This window comes from Blautia coccoides (assembly GCF_034355335.1).
GTDB lineage: Bacteria > Bacillota > Clostridia > Lachnospirales > Lachnospiraceae > Blautia > Blautia producta.
Genome location: NZ_CP136422.1, coordinates 5,788,000 through 5,806,272 on the forward strand (window position 1 = coordinate 5,788,000; position 18,273 = coordinate 5,806,272).

Below are 18,273 nucleotides of genomic sequence, written 5' to 3' on the forward strand. Positions count from 1 at the left end.
CCATTCCTTTCTTTTCTCAGAGAAGTTCTTTCTCGATCCGCTCACGCGCTTCAGGCGCCTGACGGTCCATTTTTTCCGGGAATCCAAACATGGATACGCAGGCAATGTTGTCTCCGCCTGCCTTCGGCGCACCCCCACGAAGCTGTTTATTGGCAAAATCCATCTCCCGCAGAGTCTCGAAAATGCCGTCAAAATCCACATCTCCTTCACCCATTGCAAGATGCTGATGAATCGTCACATCAGCTTTTCCCCGCCCGTTCAGCCATGGAGGGTTTGCAATATAACGGCAGTCCAGAGTCTGGTTAAAGGTATCCGCAAAGAGTACATGAGTCAGTTCATCCCCTGCATAGCGCAGCATGGAACGGACATCTCCTTTTCCCTCATCGTAGAAAAAGCCGTGAGGGGAAGAATACACATATCCCAAATGTTTGGAGCGGAAGGATTTCACCATATCACAGGTCTCATTGTTCAGCTCACAGAAATCATAAGGATGAGACTGTATTTCCACCCGGATATCTTCTTTTTCTATTATGGGGAGCAGTTCATCCATGGACTTAAACCACATGCCATTGCAGATCTCCTGCCTGTTGGGGTCACCGGACAGCTCTGTGTTGATGACTTTTACCCCCATATCTCCGGCGATCTGGATCATACGCTTCCAATTACGCACCGCAAACTGGCGATCCTCTTCTGTGGGGCCTGACCAGCGGTATACCACAATAAAGGAAGAAATCTCCACACCTGTCTCTCTCAGAGCCTTGCGGTATTCGGCCTCACATTCTTTTGAAAAGAGAGGGTGCTTATAAAAAGGATTGATGCGGGGATGGGGGGACTGTTCGATGTACTGATATCCCCAGTCCGACACCTGATGCACCATCCGGTTGATATCCATCTGCTTTGCCAGTACATCAACATCAAATGCAATCTTCATGGTAATCCCTCCTGCTCTACCGGCTGATGGTCTGACGCAGGGCATCAATGGATGTGACTACCCCTGCCTCCACAGACATGGTCAGGTCTTCCATCTCCAGAGATACATCTCCGTTATAGCCCATCATACTGAGAACTGAGAAGAATTCCTTCCACCACTGCAGATCTTTTCCGCATCCCACTGCAACGTAATTCCATACCCGATCAGCAGATTCTGTCACAGGCTTTGGCTCCAGAATACCGTTTGTATCGGCCAGACCGCGCTCAATGCGGGCATCTTTTCCGTGTACATGGAAGATACAGCCTTTCAGCGCACGGGCTGCCGCAATCGGATCAGCTCCCAGTATCATCATATGGGAAGGGTCCAGATTAATCCCAATGATGGGATCTGTTGCCTCTCTCAGCTTCAGCATAGTCTCTGCTGACCACACCATAGTTCCCGGGAACTCTTCTATGGCAATCTGCCCAATATTATGGCTCTTTGCATACTCCGCAAATTCTTTCCAGAAAGCAATCGTGACTTTCCACTGGTATTCATAGGCAGGTGTCATGAAATCAGGCCATGAAACAGTGGATGTGATCCAGTTCGGTGTAGTGTCTGTCTCACTGCCTGCTGGCAGTCCGGCCATGGCTACGAGTTTTTTGACACCCAGTTTTTCTGCCAGATCCACGCAGGCATACATGGACTTTTTGTACTCCTTACCTGTCTCGGACGGCCAGAGGGGATTGCAGGAGGTATTCAGGGCAGCAATACGCATGCCCCTTTTCTCCAGTTCACCCCTGAACGCTTCAAGCTCTGCTGGGTCAGCCAGCAATTTTGCCGTATCACAGTGTTTACGGGCACCCCAGCCTCCTGCTGTCATCTCCACTGCGTCTATTCCAAGAGATTTCACTTTATCAAGCATCTCTGTATAAGATAAATCTGCAAAAACATCTGTACATATAGCTAACTGCATTTTATTTTCCTCCTCTTATCCAATCATTTAAAATCCACCCAGACACCGCCTTTGTCAGCGGATTCCACACATTTTGTCACCCAGCGGATACCCTCGATACCGGCGTCGATCCCCGGATAAACGAGATTTTTTAAAGTTTCCTCATCGCCTCTGTTTTTAGCGTCAATGGCAATGGCAAATTTCAGATAGATATTTGCCCAGCTCTCCGGAAGTCCCTCTGCGTGCAGAGCACCCAGGCGCTCGTCAGCGTTACACTCGTCGTACAGGTACGGCATGGAACGGATCATCTTGCGGATTGGCTCACCCTGTACCTGATAGAGCAGTTCGTTTGGCTGGTTATCTGAGAATTCAACGGAAGCTTTGGAGCCTACGATACGAATCCTGTGTCCGTCCATGCAGCCTGCATTCACAGCAGAAGCCCACATACGGCCCACTGCTCCGTTTTCATAGTGCATCAAAACGTAGGCATTGTCCTCCAGGGGTTCCCGTGATCTTACGAAGCTTTGGCGGTCGCAGAGAACTTCTTTCAGCTTCAGATCCGGACAAACCAGCTCTGACATGTAGAAAGTATGTGTGGACAGATCGCCCAGTACAAAAGAAGGTCCTGATTTTTCCGGGTCAACGCGCCATTTCTGTCCCTCTGAAACTTTATCGCCAATCTCATCACAGGCAAAACCGTGTGTGTACTGCAGCTCTACCATATGAATGTCTCCCAGGTCCCCGTTCTGCACCATCCGGCGCATCTGAAGCAGGAGCTGGCTTCCTGAAAATCCGTATGTAACACCCACAATTTTATTCATCTTCTCTGCCAGAACTTTAATCTCCTCACCCTGTTCTACTTTGAAAAACAGAGGTTTTTCACAGATTACATGAAGTCCTGCTTCCAGAGCTGCCTTTGTGATTTCATAGTGTGTAAAATTGGGGGTCGCGATGGACACCACTTCCACGCCGTCTGCACGTTTTGCCTCCTCAGCAAACATGGTCTTGTAATCCGGGTATAAGCGGTCTTTTGCTACGCCCAGATTCATACCAAAATCTTTACAGCGTTCGAAGTCAAGGTCAAAAGCTCCTGCCACCAGTTCATATGCCGTGTTGTCTCTCAATGCTCCCAGTCTGTGTTTGTAGCCTACATTTCCTGTTCTTCCTCCACCGATCATTCCCCAGCGAAGCGGTCTTTCAATTCTCTTTTCTCCATTTAACATTTTATTTTCCTCCTGATAAATTCATATTAATTTGCTTTTTTAATAATTATTCGTTTTTTTGATGCATTTTAACTGCACGCAGTTCTCCCACCACGAAAATGGCCATTTTCCTTTATATTGCGGTGATTTTTTGTATTTGTTTTGGTTTGTTTGTTTTGATAGTTGTATTATACGCATTAACAGCGTGCTTTTAAATATGGATTTTTGCCAAAAAGTTCATGGATATTGCTTTTATCAAACAAAGGGCTTATAATGGAATAAAAAGATGGAGAGATAAGGAAATATGAAAAGTGTTGATACCGGTGTACTTGCCCGCTCTGTATGCTTCTCTTTTACGCCTTCCGATACAGCCAGGCAGCTTTATTTTTACCCTACCTGGTGCGGGCATTACTTTTGCACAAGCAGGTACTTTATGAAAAGGGAATATTTTCCTCCACTTCTTGTGGCCTATATCAGAGAGGGAACTCTGCATGTGGAGTATGAAGGGGAATCTTTTGATGCGAAGAAAGGAGACGTGCTGCTGCTGGACTGTGTCAAACCTCACTATTACCAGGCCATGGACGGACTGGAGTTCGTGTATATCCATTTTGATGGTTCCAATGCCCATGAAATCTGTGGGCATATACTAAAATTATTCGGACCGCTGATACGCAATCAGAACAATGCGCTGGTCGGAAATTTGATTTACAATATGGTAAAGTTTTATGAGCAGGATGGAGTTGAGAATATGTTTGACAGTTCTATGCGGATCTACAAACTGCTCCAGCTGCTCAGCGAGAGGGATCTCCATAACCAGAAAGAAGATACTTCTATTGAAAAGACTATTCGTTATATCAGAAGTCATGTTGGCAAAAAAATCACACTGGAAGAGCTTTCAGGTATTGCCAATCTAAGCACTTATTATTTTTCACACCGCTTTAAGGAAGAGACAGGGCTGTCCCCCATCGACTACGTTATCAATACACGGCTTGACCAGGCCAAAATTCTTCTCGCCCGAACTGCAATGACGGTGGAGGAGATCGCCTATGAGGTAGGGTATCAAAGCAGCAACAGCCTGATCAACTTATTTAACCAAAAGCTGGGATTCTCCCCAAAGGAATACCGAAAGCTGGAAAAATAGTAACGCACATCCTAAACTGGTTATACCTGTATAACAGAAAAATCCCGTCTGAACACATGCTTTTGCATACGCAGACGGGATTTTATATAGCTCGATACACTTTATTCAACTGGTCATATATTTTTGTAAAACGTTCTCAAAATGCGGGTCCTGTTCATCATAAACCACACGGAGCTCCTCATTCCAGTTCAGGCTCAGCATACCCAGAATGGATTTGGCGTCAATCACGATTCTGCCGCTGACAACGTCGATGTCAAATTTACATCGGCATGCCGCGCTCACAAACTCCTTAATTTCATTGATCTCACTGAAGCGAACGGTTCTCTCACACATGCCGGTTCCTCCTTTATCCTCTGTCTTATTCTCCTCCACTGCAGGGTCTTGTGCGGCTCTGCCTGGTATCTCAATTGCCGCCCATGACTCTGTTGCTGCACTGCTCTGTTTATCATAGCGTGTGTCTGAATATTTCTTTCGGCAGGCTGTGCGTCACAATGAACTTCAGATACACGCCGGCCCAGGAAGTCTTTCGCGGTAATTATAAGAATATAACAAAGTCGAGAAAATAGCAATGTGTATTTTTTTTAGATTTTGTTCTATGGAGGCTGCCCAGTTTATAAATGGAATTCCCGGAACAAAGCCTGTTGGTATTCCCTGTCACTGACCGCCTTTTCGATTTCCTCTGTACGTGAGTTTGCGATCAACATCTGTACAAGTCTATTAACTCTGCTCTCGCCCTGTTCCATGCCTTTACTTATTCCGATTTTCTCTCCGGCTTCCCAGTTGCTTTTCATAAGATAATTATGGTCCCGCAGCGCTTTCTCCCTGGCTTCATATTCCAGCCTTTTCTCGTCATCTGCGCTGATATTCTTCAAAGCTTCATATGCCTTTTCAATATATTTATCTTTCTCCGCCATCTCTTCAAACTCCTCCTGTCTCTCGGCATTCATGAATTTTGCCCAGTTCAGAAGCTCTGTTTCAGGATAGTCATTCTTTTTAAGCTTGGGCAGTTCCAGAATATGTACTTCCAGCTTATCTGTGTAAAGACGGTTTCTGAGGTCCTCTCTTATATGGAAACAGGAGTAATACTCCTCATCTTCTCCAAATAGGATGAAATCCAGTATCCCAACGTGTACACATTTTTCCAGTCTTTCATAGCCTTCACCCTTTTCTATCTGGTCTGTAAACATTTTTGCAAGATAAAACAGGGAACGCTCCGGCCACAGCGGAAACGGACTGACCTGGATCTCAATATCAATTTGTGTACTGTTATTTAACAATACACACACATCCAGGATTCCAAGTTTGTCTTCCTCATATTTTTTTCTCAGACTGGTTGGAAGCAGCACAGTCTCTGCTATCTCTTCCGGCGGAATATGAAGTACAGCGGCTGTAAAACCTCTTCGTACCTCTGCATCCTCCATCAGCTCCTTGAAACAGAAGTCCACCTTTGGCTTCATGATGAATTCTATGTCTGCATATCTCTCCATCTATGCTCCTCTCCGCTTCTGAAAGATGAAAAGATACCGGTTATCTATATAAATAGTATAACTATAAAAGGAAGATTCCTCAACACCTTTCAGACAACTGTTTATTCAATTATTTTTGTGGGTGTTCATTCCCTGAACAGGGAAATTAGAAATATATGAGTATAGTCTGAATTCCGGAATATAAGGAATGTGCCGTTATCCGGAATTCAGCCTCTGCCAAAAAGAATTGTTATAATTTAAACTCCATAAATAATTTATTCTGATACACTTTATCACTGACTGCTCTTTCAATCTCGTCTGTACGTGAGTTTGCGATCAGCATTTGTACAAGTCTGTTGACTCTGCTCTCGCCCTGTTCCATGCCTTTACTTATTCCGATTTTCTCTCCGGCTTTCCTTCCGGCTTCCAATCCGACTTTCTTTCCCGCTTCCATTCCGGCTTCCCAGTTACTTTTCATAAGATAATTATGGTCCCGCAGCGCCTTCTCCCTAGCTTCATATTCCAGCCTTTTCTCGTCATCTGCGCTGATATTCTTCAAAGCTTCATATGCCTTTTCAATATATTTATCTTTCTCCGCCATCTCTTCAAACTCCTCCTGCCTCTCGGCATTCATGAATTTTGCCCAGTTCAGAAGCTCTGTTTCAGGATATTGATACCTATTAAGTTTAGGCAGTTCAAGGATATGGACTTCCAGTTTATCCGTATAAAGATGGTGACTGGTATCTTCCCTCATATGATAACAGGAATAAAAAGTTTTCTCCGCGTCAAACAAAATGAAGTCCAGGATTCCGATATGTACGCATTTTTCCAGAATTTCATATCCCTTACCCTTTTCCAACTGGTCTGTAAACATTTTTGAAAGATAGAACAGGGAACGCTCCGGCCACAGCGGAAACGGACTGACCTGAATTTCAATATCAATCTGTGTCCCACCGGCTAGAAGCACACGTACATCCAGAATCCCCAGCTTATCTTCCTCGTATCTGGTTCTCAGGTGTGTTGGGAGCAGAGTTGACTCAACAACCTCCTCCGGCAAAATGTGCAAAACTGCCGCTATGAACCCTCTTCGTACCTCTGCATCCTCCATCAGTTCCTTAAAACAGAAATCCACCTTGGGCCTCATGATGAATCCGTCATTAGTATCTCTCTTCATCCTTCCTCCTCTCTGTATCTGAAGGATAAAGAAATACTGGTTATCTATATTCATATTATAACCGTTACAGACTGATACCTCAATATCTTTCAGACAGCAGTTTATTTAATTGTTTTTTTGGGTATTCCATCCCTGAACAGGGATATCAGAAATGTATAACAGAAAATACATTTTTATTGATGCCAATACTTTATCATGCTTCCACAGCCGTGTCAATCATATCTCCCAAGCTTTCATACAAAACATGTTACTATTCAGCCTTACGGCTTCATAGTAACAAAAGAATGCACACAGACTGCAAAAAACGCAGTCTGGCGCGTGGCTGCCTCGGGCTTGCCTTGCAAATACAAGGCAACACCTCGCGGGACAGTGAAAGACTAAACCATTACCATAACGTTACTATTCAGCCTTTTGGCTTCATAGTAACAAAAGCATGCACACAGACTGCAAAAACGCAGTCTGGCGCGTGGCTGTCTCGGGCTTGCCTTGCAAATACAAGGCAACACCTCGCGGGACAGTGAAAGACTGAACCATTACCATAACGTTACTATTCAGCCTTACGGCTTCATAGTAACAAAAGCATGCACACAGACTGCAAAAACGCAGTCTGGCGCGTGGCTGCCTCGGGCTTGCCTTGCAAATGCAAGGCAATACCCTTTCACCTGTCACTGCACAAAACAATTCTTATTTTGCTTGATCAATACCTGAGTTCAAAAATCCTGGCACTTACCCTTGCCGGCAGTTCAACGGTCAAGGTGCCTGCCTCCTTATTCCAGTGATATGCACACTCCGCGCTCTCCGGGTAGGCACACACTGCTTTTACCGCTTTCCCTTTCAGGTGTTTAACAGGGATCTCCTGTACAGGCATCTGGCTGTTTCTTCTCCACACAGCCAGGAAATCCTTCCCTTCCGCTTCTAATCCAAGGCTCACCCACGGGTCACTATAGGAGGACAGCCCCAACGGCCAGTAAGGCAATGCCTTTTTCGTCAGATGGCGGATCGTCTTATAATAAGAAATTGCCTCCTTCACATATCCGAACCGCTCCGGACTCAGGTTCACTAAATGTCCGCTCTGGTGGATCCTCAGAAGCAGCGCATTCACCATATTAAAGACAACCTCCTCGCAGTCCCCGTCAGTCAGAGGGTAAGACCAGACCGCAGCCTGCTCCGGTGTCACTGCGGAGGGTGCGTTGGCTGTGATCGTGGCGTATCTCACATAGTCCTCCTGGTCGCTGGTGGACTGAATGCTGTAGCGTGACAGCATAGCGTAATCCATACGCAGACCGCCGGAGGAACAGTTTTCTATGATCAGATCCGGGTACCTTTCAAAAATACCGTCCAGCCATTCCAAATATGCCCGGTTATGTCCCAGAAGCCCGTCTCCATAGCTGTCCGCATCCAGTTCCGTGCCGATTCCCGGCTCTATATTGTAATCCATCTTGATATATCCCACACCGTACTCATTTACAACCCGGTCGATCACCTCTGTGGCATGAGCACGCACCTGGGGATTGCGGAAATCAAGCTGGTAACGGCTCCTGTCATAAACGCGCTTTCCATGGCGCATGAAATACCAGTCATCCGGCACTTTGTCTGCCTTCGGGCATTTGATCCCCATGACCTCCAGCTCCAGCCATACACCGGGAATCATTCCCTTCGCCCGTATGTAATCTGTCACCTCTTTGATACCGCCCGGGAAACGCTCCCCGGAGGGCAGCCATTCACCCACGCCGTCCCACCAGTAGCCTGCGGAATACCAGCCTGCATCAATACAGAAATACTCGCATCCTGCCTCTGCCGCCTTGTTGATCAGCGGAATTTCCTTCTCTGTTGTGGGATCTCCGAACAGACAGTTCATATAATCATTAAAAATAACCTTCAGGTTCTCATTGTCATCATTCATCCGGCGGATCGCCCGGCGGTATTTTGTCAGTTCTCCCATTGCTTCATCAAAACCGCCCACTGCTGCCCCCACAGCCGCAGGAACCGTTACAAAAGTGTCTCCCGGCTGAAGATTCTTCCACCAATGGTTGTGATGCTCTGTGGGACCGCTCAGTTTCAGGTACACATGACCGTCCTGGTCGCTGATCTCCCAATACCAGGAACCATTGTGCTCAATCTGCCAGAACAGGGAACTCTCTGTCTCCTGATTCTCCAGATATCCCATGGGGATATACTCCTTTGCAGACCAGTTGCCTGTATTTCCTATTCCGATAGTCTTGGAAGAACGATGCATGGAGTGCGGCTGAGTGGAGGAAAGTCCCAGCTCATGCAGATCATAAGAAGCCCAGTCCAGCTCTTTCTGCCATGCATTGTGGGGAATCTTAAGCATCAGCTTCTCATCAAACTCACGCATTCCCTCCTTCTCAATGCCGTTTAGCGCAAAGGAGGATACATATTCCAGCCCCTGTGGCTCTGTTCCCCTGTTCTTCACCTCAGTCCAGACACGTACCACAGAAATCCCGTCATAGAACTGATAATGGCTGGTAACATCAAGGCCGGTAATATCATCCCCTGTCACCACCTCCAGTTTCCTTCCCAGTTCATTCCTGAAGTCCCTGAATTCTCGGTATTTCATCCTGTATCCGGGGGAAGTCTGGATATATTTATGACCATGCCGCTCCCCCACCCGGTCCTGGCCCGTAACCAGTATTTCCACTGGATAGAAAGACTGGGTCCCTGTCTCTGATGTCAGATTCTCCTCCTCGAAAGGCAGTGCGGAAAAGTGCAGAAGTTTGATCTCTCCGGTCTCTGTCACCTCCCACAGCATATGGATACTGTTCTCGTATAATTCAATTCTCTTCATTTCTTCCTCCTATCAGCCCTTCACTGAACCGCTCATGAGTCCTGCCAGGAAATACCTCTGCAGGAACAGGAAAATAAAAGTGACTGGTATGACGGCAACTACAGAACCGGCCATAAGGCCGCCCCAGTCAACCGTATTTACCCCTTTAAATAGCATGATAGCCGGGGTTAGTGTCCGATATTTATCAGTGGAGATAAAAATATACCCGAACATAAACTCGTTCCACGCGTTGATAAAAGCGTAAAGTCCTGTGGACACCAGGCTTGGCAGAGATAAGGGCAATATAATCTTAAAAATAGTCTGTGCCTTATTACACCCGTCAATCTCCGCCGCTTCCTCAAGTGCCAGGGGTACTGTATCAAAAAAGCTGCTCATCATAAAGGTGCACAAGGGTATTACAAAAGTCGTGTAAGCCAGAATCAGGGAGGTGTAAGACTCCAGGATCTGCATTTTCTGCATGATCAGATACAGGGGTACTAAAAGTAACACACCGGGAATCATCTGGGAGAGCATCATCGCCAGATTGGAAGTCTTCACCAGCTTCATCTTATAATACCGGCTCAGGGCGTATCCGGCCATAACTGCTATGATCATGGAAAGGATACAAGCCACAATAGAAACAAAAAAGCTATTTTTAATATACTGCAAAAATCCCACATCCACCAGTACCCTTTTAAAATTTTCCAAAGTGGGGGCATGGATCAAAAACGACGGCGTTGCTGTACGTATCTCCGTCTTCGGCTTCAGTGCTGACAAAAGCATCCACAAAAAGGGGAAAATACAGATAGCTGAAAAAAACACCAGGGATACATAGGTAACGATCTTGCTGATAACACGGTTTCTTTTATTTAACATCTCTTATCTCCTCCTTTCTTATGCCATATCATCACTGAGACTGGAACGCTTCCTGTAATAGAAAATAAACAGCACCACCATAACCGTAAACATCATGGTAGAAAGCGCCGAAGCAGCACCAACGTCAAACTTCTTCATAGAATAGCGATAGATCATAAGCGGCAGGGTCTCCGTTGCATAGTTTGGCCCGCCCTCTGTCATAACCCAGATAAAATCAAAGTTGATTGCAGTCCAGATAATATGTATAAACACGATCACAAGGGAAACACTGCGCAGCTGCGGGAGCGTAACCTTGAAAAAACGTTTGAACACGCCTGCCCCGTCAATGGCAGCCGCCTCGGACAGATCTCCGGGGATGGACTGCATGGCTGACAAAAAGGAGATGGTGTAGTAAGGAAAACTTCTCCATATATTTACAAAAATAACCGTTGCCATGGCATACTTGGAATCCCCTAGAAAATTGATGGGCTGGCTTATAATATGCATATTGGTCAGCATATAATTGATGATACCGAACTCCGGGTTCAGCAGCCAGTCCCATGTCATGCCTGCAACGATGATGGGCACAAGCCACGGAATAAAGATACAGGTCCTGAATATGGCTCTGCCCTTAAACTTCTGGTTCAGCAGAACTGCAGTCACCATACCCACCAAGTATTCACCCAGCACGGAAAAGATAGTCCAGTACGCAGTGTTTTTCACTGCCTGACCAAAATGCTCATCTGCCAGTACCTTCTGGAAATTGGCCATCCCGGCAAAACCGGTCATAGATTTGTTGATCAGATGCACATGGTAAAACGCGTCGTGTATTACTTTCCCAAGGGGATACGCGATCAAAAGAGCCAGGAAAACAAGCGCGGGAAGCAGCATGATAATAGCTGTCCGCCATTTCCGCTGGTCTCTGGTAAGCTTCTTAAATTTGTTCAACTCTAATTCCCTCCTATACGAATTTCCGAGTCCGGAACTCTATTTAAAATGAAACATTTCCAATGGCCAAACTTCTGCCTGAAACGTAACATTTCCAATGGACGAACTTCTGCCTGAAACGTAACATTTCCAATGGCCAAACTTCTGCCTGAAACGTAACATTTCCAATGGACGAACTTCTGCCTGAAAAGAAACAGGAGCCCGGCAAGCCGGACTCCTGCGCCGAAACGCTTATGCTTGCTGCCTAAACATTCCGGCATTCTGTTTTTTATTCGCTTAATTCACCGGAATCGGATAAGGAGGCATTGACTGCGTCACATAACCATTCTGCGGTTGCTTCGGGAGTTTCACCTTCCTGAAGCACTTTCGCCATGGCATCCTGCATCGCCTGTGTGATACCTCCCAGAGTTACCGGAGGGAAGGTGATCCCTGTATCGGATAATGCCTGGAAATCCTTGCTCCATTTGCTGTCTGTAGATACATCAGAGCGCGGGGAACGGTCTGCAAATCCTGCTTCCTGCCACTCTTTACTGCAGAATGCAGTCGCCAGCTCAAACGCGTCATCTTTATTCTTGCTGTCAGCCATGATGAACAGCGGTTTACATTCCATGTAAGTAGCCTCATGTCCGTCTGAGGGATAAGGGATGGCGGTTACTGCCACATCATCCATGGTATCCGGGTTGGAGGATTCACGCTCTGCCAGCCAGTTTCCTGATACATATGTGGAGGTGATACCCGTTGCAAAGTTCTCGTCTGTCTCTTCCCAGCCCCAATTCTTGCAGTTAGGATCAATGATGCCCTGGTCTACAAGGTCTTTGTAGAACTGGAACACTTTTGCAGCTTTATCAAGCTCATCCTTGTTGTCTTTCCAGGTGTTTTTATATTTTCCGTCATCCTGTGCAGAGGCAATTTCCAGATCGTACTGAGCCAGGTACACCAGCAGTTCCTGTGCAGAGCGGACGCCTGTGCAGGCCAGCTCTGTCAGGTATTTTCCGTTTTTCTCTTTATAATCTGTCTGTGCCAGCAGATCTTCCCATGTTTCCGGCACTTCAATGCCGGATGCTGTGATGTCCTTTTCATGTGTCAGATAGGCACGCACAGTCATCTCATAGGGGATACCCACGATCTTGTCGTCAATGGTCATGGCTTTCACCACAGCCTCAGACAGGGCGTCTTTATCTTCCCATTCGTTAAACCGGTCTGTCAGATCCTCAACGATTCCCATGTTGTAGAACTCGCCTACATATTCCGGAAGTCCCCAGATCAGGTCCGGTACATTACCGCCTGCTGCCGCTGTCAGAATCTTCTCATGAAGCATATCATATGTGAAGTTTGTCTGATTTACTTTGACTCCTGTCTCCTCCTCAAACTTCTTGATCTGCTCCGTACCCGCGATCTGTGTATCCGCGCCGTCTGTCCAGCAGGTCCAAAGTTCTACAACTCTCTCCTGGTCCTTACTGTCCCCTTTGGAAGCTGATTCTCCCCCTGAGCTGCTGGAACCGCCGCCGCATGCTGCCAGTGACATAGCCATTGTGAGACACATTAACGCTGCTACTACCTTTTTCTTCATGATATTTCCCTCTTTCCTTCATCTGAATTTTTCCGTACCACTTGTACTGACGAAAGAGTATCATACTTTCAAAACACGGACAATGAAATCGGACGCTCTCCTAAAAAACCCCACGGAATAATATTAAAAACACCACCCTTTTTATATTCCCCTTGTTCTTATACATGGTCAGCCCAGTAAATGCCCAGATCTGACTAAACAGATGCTTTATATTTTTCTGCGCTTTTTATATGCGGAGGGGCTGTCTCCGAAGACTTCCCTGAATTTATCCGTAAATGTACGGACATCATGATACCCCACGGCCTCTGCCAGCTCATATGTCTTCATATCAGAGGCCATAAGCAGTCTCATAGCCTGCCTCATGCGCACCTCCACCAGATAATTCTTAAAGTTCTGTCCTGTCTCTTTTTTGAAAAATGTACTGAAATAATACGGATTCATGTATACCATCTTGGCCATGCTCCCAAGACTTATATCCTCCGCATAATGCTCCTGGATATAATTCTTTACCAGAGTGATGGACTCACGCTCACTGTCTGCACCGCTGCATACATTTTCTCTGATGAGTTTTTCAAGATAAATGCACACCAGCTTTTTCAGATCACGGAATGTACTCTGAGTCCGTATTTTTGCCGTAAATCTGTCATACTCTTCCCTAACGCCATCTGTCAGCACATGATATTCCTGCAAATCCCGGAACAGATCCATAGCCATGGCAATACTGCGGTTCTCCGCTGCATATCTGTTTCCGTAATGCAGGTTTTCAATAATATCTAAAATCCTGGAAAGAGTTTTTGTCCATTCCTCTCTCCTATTCAGGATCTGATCCAGCAGTTCCTTATAGCATGAATTATAATCTTCAAAAGAGGAACAGAATTCTCTGGATATCTCCTGATACCAGACCACTTCCTCCCGGCAGAAATAGTACAGCTCACAGGAAAATTTTGCGGTTTTATACGCATATTTCAGGTCAGCGGCCTGCTCCACACACTTTCCCACACCGGTTATGAGCCATGTTTTATACTCTCCATAAATGCACTCTCTGATTCGTCCGATTTTCCGCTTAATCCATTCTTCATCACAGTCCTTCTCCATTAGGAGGACCACATTGCTGCTGTTTGGTTCCCGCTTGATCACAAATCCGCATTTATTCTCCCGGAGATGATCCTGGATACGCTTAAATATAGAGAACCGCAGCAGCTCCCTCATATTCTGGTCTGTCACTTTCCGATTCAATTCGGGGGAGATTGCAAAACACACACCAACGAACCGTTTTCCCTCCGTCTCAATCCCCATCTCCTGAAAATGGCTGTACAGATCTCTGCACTCGTACTCTGAATTGATCTTCTTGAAAACAGTCTGCATGTCATCCTTCTCTTCTTCCCAGTATTCCATGGGACTGTCTGTGCGCAGCATTTTCTCTGCCCTCAGAATAGACTGTTCCAGTTCCTCCTGCCCCACGGGTTTCAGAAGATAGTCCACAGCCTCATAGCTGATCGCCTTCTTTACATAGTCAAACTCCTGATATCCACTCAGGAATATGACCTTTATCTTCCAACCATTCTCCCGAATCTGCCGGATAACATCCAGTCCTGTCTTTCTGGGCATGGCAACATCCGAAATAATAATATCCGGTTTCAGCTCTTCCGTCTTTTTCAGCAGTTCCTCCCCGTTGGCAGCCTCCCCGATCACCTCCGCGTTCAGCCGCTCCCAATTCATCATTTTTTTCAGCCCCCTGATAATTACCGGCTCGTCATCTGCAATAATAATTTTAAACATTCTCTCCTCCCGAATCCTCTTTTGCCGGACTGGTCCCGTCTATGATGGGAAGCCGGTATTTTACCATAGTTCCTATATTCTCAAAGCTGCTTATCTCCAGACCGTAAGCATCACCAAACATGAGCTTAATGCGGTCATACACATTCTTGAGTCCAAGACTGGCCCGTTTACTCCTGGGGTGCTTGACTGTCTCAGGGCTCTCCAGACGTTCCTGTACCGCGTTCAGCCGCTCCGGTTCCATCCCCACACCGTTGTCCATCACTGTGATCACCAGACAGCCTTCCTCTTCCTTGGCATTGACAGCTATGACCCCTGTACCGTCTTTGGGTTTCAGACCGTATTTAACTGCATTCTCCACTACAGGCTGGATGATCAGCTGAGGGACTTCCAAGCCCAAAAGCTTCTCCTCGATATTGATCTCCAGCTCAAAACGGTTGTCATACCGGATACGGATGATCTTAAAATAATTGCGTATACTGTCAATCTCAGCCTGGAGAGTAACCATATCCCTGGCGTTCCCTATCAGATACTTGAGCTGACCTGACAGACTGTCTATCATCTCTGCCGTCACATTATCATCATTTGTAATGGCAGTCATTCGGATAACATCCAGAGTATTGTAGAGATAATGAGGCTGTATCTGCGTCTTCAAAGCCTCTATCTCCGCATCCCGCTGCCGGATTTCCGCTATATACACCTGCTGTATGTGATTCTGCAGGTTCTCCGTCATTTGATTCAATCCTTTTGCAAGGAATCCTACCTCGTCATTGGACTTTATTGTCACTCTTGTGTCCAGATTGCCGTCCTGGATCTGTTCCATAGCATCTTTTAATGTGAGGATAGGCTTATTCATCATTTTTGAATAAAAGAAATAGATGATCATGAGCAGGACCACACTGAATCCAATGATGATCAAAATATTCGTCTGTATTTCCTGATAGCTGTTCTCCAGGTTAAACGCAGGAATCTCCTCGGTCACGATCCAGTCCGTCTCAGGGATCAGCCTATATATAAAATAGTTCCCGTCTGCTTTTATGTACTGCTTATCCTCCTCCATATCAGACAGATAATCCTCCAGCTTACCGATGCTGCCTCCGATATTTTCCTTTTCCTGGCTGTAGACAAAGACCTTCTTTTTTCTGTCTATGACATACATCCTGCAGCCATCCTCCAAATCCGTCTCATTGATGATACTGTCAAAATACTCTGCGCTCACATCAATATACAGCGTTCCCAGCACCTGTCCGTCCGCGGACTGTATGGTTCTTGTGTTCATGATATTCCTGGTCACAGTAAAATCGCTGACATCCGAATAATAACTGGTTTTGTGAGTAGGCAGAAGGCGCATCTGTTTCTCCCCTTTCAGGAAATTTTCCTCATGAAACTGACTCATCTCCTCCTCCTTCACCATGACCTCCGGCGGACGCATGACAGAATACTGCTCCCCTTTGGGGGTGATAAAAAACACATGGTCAATATGCTGATTCATATATAAAATGTCTCGCAGTACGTCATTCATCAAAGCTTCCCTGCGGGCCTGGGTAATAGTATCATCCTCCATCAGCTCATAGAGGTAATCATACTCTGTGATATTATAATTATAAAAATATTTTGTAGTCTCCTCCATCTCCTGAAACATATCCGCCGCATTTTTCCCCACATAGAGGGCACTTCGGTACATATTGGAGAGAAGGGTCTGTCTCAGGGAGTCCATATAAGATCTGTAGATGGATATACCCATGATCAATAGAGGAACAATGCCGATTAAAATCAGTGCAGCCACGGATTTTACAAAAAGGCTCTGATAGTGCTGTCTGTTTTCCTTTCTTTTCATTTGCTCCTCCTTCAGCCTCCCGCCATGTTGTCCCAGTATTCATCCAGTTTTTCCGCCGCTGTGTCCACACTCATGGTCTTAGTTGCAACAGAAAAAAATACATCGTACATGCTGCGCTTGAAATTCTCCGGTGTATCCTCATTCCCCAGATACACATCGCTTTTATCTGCATACCTGTAATCCACAAGAAAGCTCTGCTGCACTGCCGGGGCAGGGTACAGTATTTTCTCCTTAGTTGCAGGGATGGCGTAAACGGTCTGCAATACTTTTCTATAGTTCTCTTTCCTGTAACAAAATTCCAAGAATCTCATGGCTGCCTGGTTCTTTTCCGCGTTCTCCCCGCAGGTGTCCGAAACTGCCCACTGTGCACCTTTTTCACTGACTACCACAGGCTCACCTGCCTGGTCCTGCAGAAAGAACCAACCCAGCCGGAATCTGCAGGGATCCTCCTCCAGCTCCTCGCCTAGGGTATTCTTTCCGGATTCCACTGCCAGAGGGTATGCCTCCCATATTTTTGAAACCATAGAAGGTGCCGTTAGTACCATGGCAGCATCCTGGTTGATCAGAGCCTGAATAACCTGATTCTCATTCATATTTACAGAGTCTTCCAGCATATACTCCCCATTCATCATATCCTGATAATCTGTGAGCATTTTCTTTACATTGTCGTCCTGAAAGGATACCCGGCCTTCATTTTTCTTTTTCTGCCAGTTTGGGTCTTCTTTTGCAATATCCACCTGAAAATAATAATTCAGCCAGTATTTTCCCGTCTCTGTGGGATTTCCCCCCGCAGCTAAAGGTGCAGTACCACTTTGCTTTAAAGTTCTGCACACCTCCAAAAATTCCCCGTATGTCCTGGGAACTTCCAATCCCAGTTCCTTAAAGATCACCTGGTTATAGATAATTCCAAAAGAAGTCTTGTAAAAAGGCACAGCATAGATATTTCCATCAATGGTAAACGGCTGTTCCACCAGTTTCCCCACATTCTCTGTTATGACTCCAAGCTTTCCGGCCTCCGCAAAAGTATACGGATCCTGAATCTCAAAAATGTCGGGAAACTCTCCGGCCGCTTCCTTCGCTTTTAATGTCTCCGAGTAGATTCCGCTGCCGGAGTGCTCACTTATAAGCTGTATATCCTGATTCTCTTCCATAAATTTTTCGCACAATTCCTCCATCACGGAAATTCTTCTGGCATCCTCACCGGAATAAAATACGGCCAGCTCTGTCTTCTCCTCTGTATCCTGTCCCTTTGGAGGCACCAGTCCTTCGCCCTTCTGAACCCTGGCCCCGCATCCTGACAGAGTTAATAAAATAGCCGTAAGTATAAACAATACCTGTTTCTTTCTCATACTCTTCTCCTCTGTATCCGTCTTCAGACAGTATCCTTTTGTCCTGCCCTTCACCTTTATCCACGGTATCATAAACAACCGTTCCCTGTAAAGCGGACAAGTTCAGAAAATTTTTCCACAGATATATCCAATATTCAAGAATAATATCCTACAGGTATATTCCTGCCATTTTACCCGGTAAAAGCAAATATAAGCCGCCAGATATTTGAAATTATCTGACGGCTTATATTTCCATTTATCAGTCTCTCATTTTACATATTTATCGTATCATTTCATAACTATCCCTGTTCCTACAGTTATAAATA

The 18,273-nt window shown here is 46.0% G+C and carries 14 protein-coding genes; 1 reads left to right on the top strand and 13 read right to left on the bottom strand.

Going from position 1 to position 18,273, the window contains the following annotated elements:
* Positions 1-16: 16 nt before the first annotated feature.
* From BLCOC_RS26085 to BLCOC_RS26095, 3 genes are read right to left on the bottom strand one after another with little or no spacing between them, the layout of a single operon-like run.
* Entirely contained in the window at positions 17-931 is a 915-nt protein-coding gene (locus BLCOC_RS26085; RefSeq protein ID WP_115623838.1) for a sugar phosphate isomerase/epimerase family protein, read from the bottom strand.
* A 16-nt stretch (positions 932-947) separates the two neighbouring features.
* On the bottom strand, positions 948-1,886 hold the full coding sequence (locus tag BLCOC_RS26090) for a sugar phosphate isomerase/epimerase family protein (protein ID WP_115623839.1): 939 nt from the start codon (positions 1,884-1,886) through the stop codon (positions 948-950).
* A 23-nt stretch (positions 1,887-1,909) separates the two neighbouring features.
* Complete coding sequence (locus tag BLCOC_RS26095; protein ID WP_115623840.1) at positions 1,910-3,088, bottom strand: Gfo/Idh/MocA family protein; 1,179 nt, start codon at positions 3,086-3,088, stop codon at positions 1,910-1,912.
* A 283-nt stretch (positions 3,089-3,371) separates the two neighbouring features.
* Between BLCOC_RS26095 and BLCOC_RS26100 the strand changes: the two genes are divergently transcribed.
* Positions 3,372-4,208 carry an AraC family transcriptional regulator gene (locus BLCOC_RS26100; protein ID WP_029471455.1) on the top strand — a complete coding sequence of 279 codons (837 nt, stop codon included), beginning with the start codon at positions 3,372-3,374 and terminating at the stop codon, positions 4,206-4,208.
* 105 nt (positions 4,209-4,313) lie between these two features.
* Here the strand turns inward: BLCOC_RS26100 and BLCOC_RS26105 are convergent, their stop codons facing one another.
* The 10 genes from BLCOC_RS26105 to BLCOC_RS26150 all read right to left on the bottom strand — a co-directional run bounded on the left by BLCOC_RS26105 (position 4,314) and on the right by BLCOC_RS26150 (position 18,040).
* Complete coding sequence (locus BLCOC_RS26105) at positions 4,314-4,541, bottom strand: HPr family phosphocarrier protein (RefSeq protein WP_026255494.1); 228 nt, start codon at positions 4,539-4,541, stop codon at positions 4,314-4,316.
* A gap of 278 nt (positions 4,542-4,819) precedes the next feature.
* Complete coding sequence (locus BLCOC_RS26110) at positions 4,820-5,695, bottom strand: Rpn family recombination-promoting nuclease/putative transposase (RefSeq protein WP_115623841.1); 876 nt, start codon at positions 5,693-5,695, stop codon at positions 4,820-4,822.
* A 229-nt stretch (positions 5,696-5,924) separates the two neighbouring features.
* Positions 5,925-6,848, bottom strand: a complete 924-nt coding sequence (locus BLCOC_RS26115) for an Rpn family recombination-promoting nuclease/putative transposase (RefSeq protein ID WP_115623842.1) — start codon at positions 6,846-6,848, stop codon at positions 5,925-5,927.
* A 697-nt stretch (positions 6,849-7,545) separates the two neighbouring features.
* A complete protein-coding gene (locus tag BLCOC_RS26120; protein ID WP_029471458.1) occupies positions 7,546-9,654 on the bottom strand; it encodes a glycoside hydrolase family 36 protein in 2,109 nt (702 codons plus the stop codon).
* A gap of 12 nt (positions 9,655-9,666) precedes the next feature.
* Positions 9,667-10,509: a carbohydrate ABC transporter permease gene (locus tag BLCOC_RS26125; RefSeq protein ID WP_018595439.1), complete on the bottom strand. Its 843-nt coding sequence runs from the start codon at positions 10,507-10,509 to the stop codon at positions 9,667-9,669.
* A gap of 18 nt (positions 10,510-10,527) precedes the next feature.
* On the bottom strand, positions 10,528-11,436 hold the full coding sequence (locus tag BLCOC_RS26130; protein WP_018595438.1) for a carbohydrate ABC transporter permease: 909 nt from the start codon (positions 11,434-11,436) through the stop codon (positions 10,528-10,530).
* A 268-nt stretch (positions 11,437-11,704) separates the two neighbouring features.
* The gene (locus tag BLCOC_RS26135; RefSeq protein ID WP_115623844.1) at positions 11,705-13,006 is read right to left on the bottom strand and encodes an ABC transporter substrate-binding protein; all 1,302 of its coding nucleotides are present in this window, start codon (positions 13,004-13,006) and stop codon (positions 11,705-11,707) included.
* 207 nt (positions 13,007-13,213) lie between these two features.
* Entirely contained in the window at positions 13,214-14,785 is a 1,572-nt protein-coding gene (locus BLCOC_RS26140) for a response regulator (protein ID WP_115623845.1), read from the bottom strand.
* Positions 14,778-16,619, bottom strand: coding sequence for a cache domain-containing sensor histidine kinase (locus BLCOC_RS26145; RefSeq protein ID WP_115623846.1), 1,842 nt, complete (start codon positions 16,617-16,619; stop codon positions 14,778-14,780). The genes BLCOC_RS26140 and BLCOC_RS26145 overlap by 8 nt, the downstream gene beginning before the upstream one ends.
* 11 nt (positions 16,620-16,630) lie before the next feature.
* On the bottom strand, positions 16,631-18,040 hold the full coding sequence (locus BLCOC_RS26150; RefSeq protein ID WP_018595434.1) for an ABC transporter substrate-binding protein: 1,410 nt from the start codon (positions 18,038-18,040) through the stop codon (positions 16,631-16,633).
* Between the last annotated feature and the right edge of the window lie 233 nt (positions 18,041-18,273).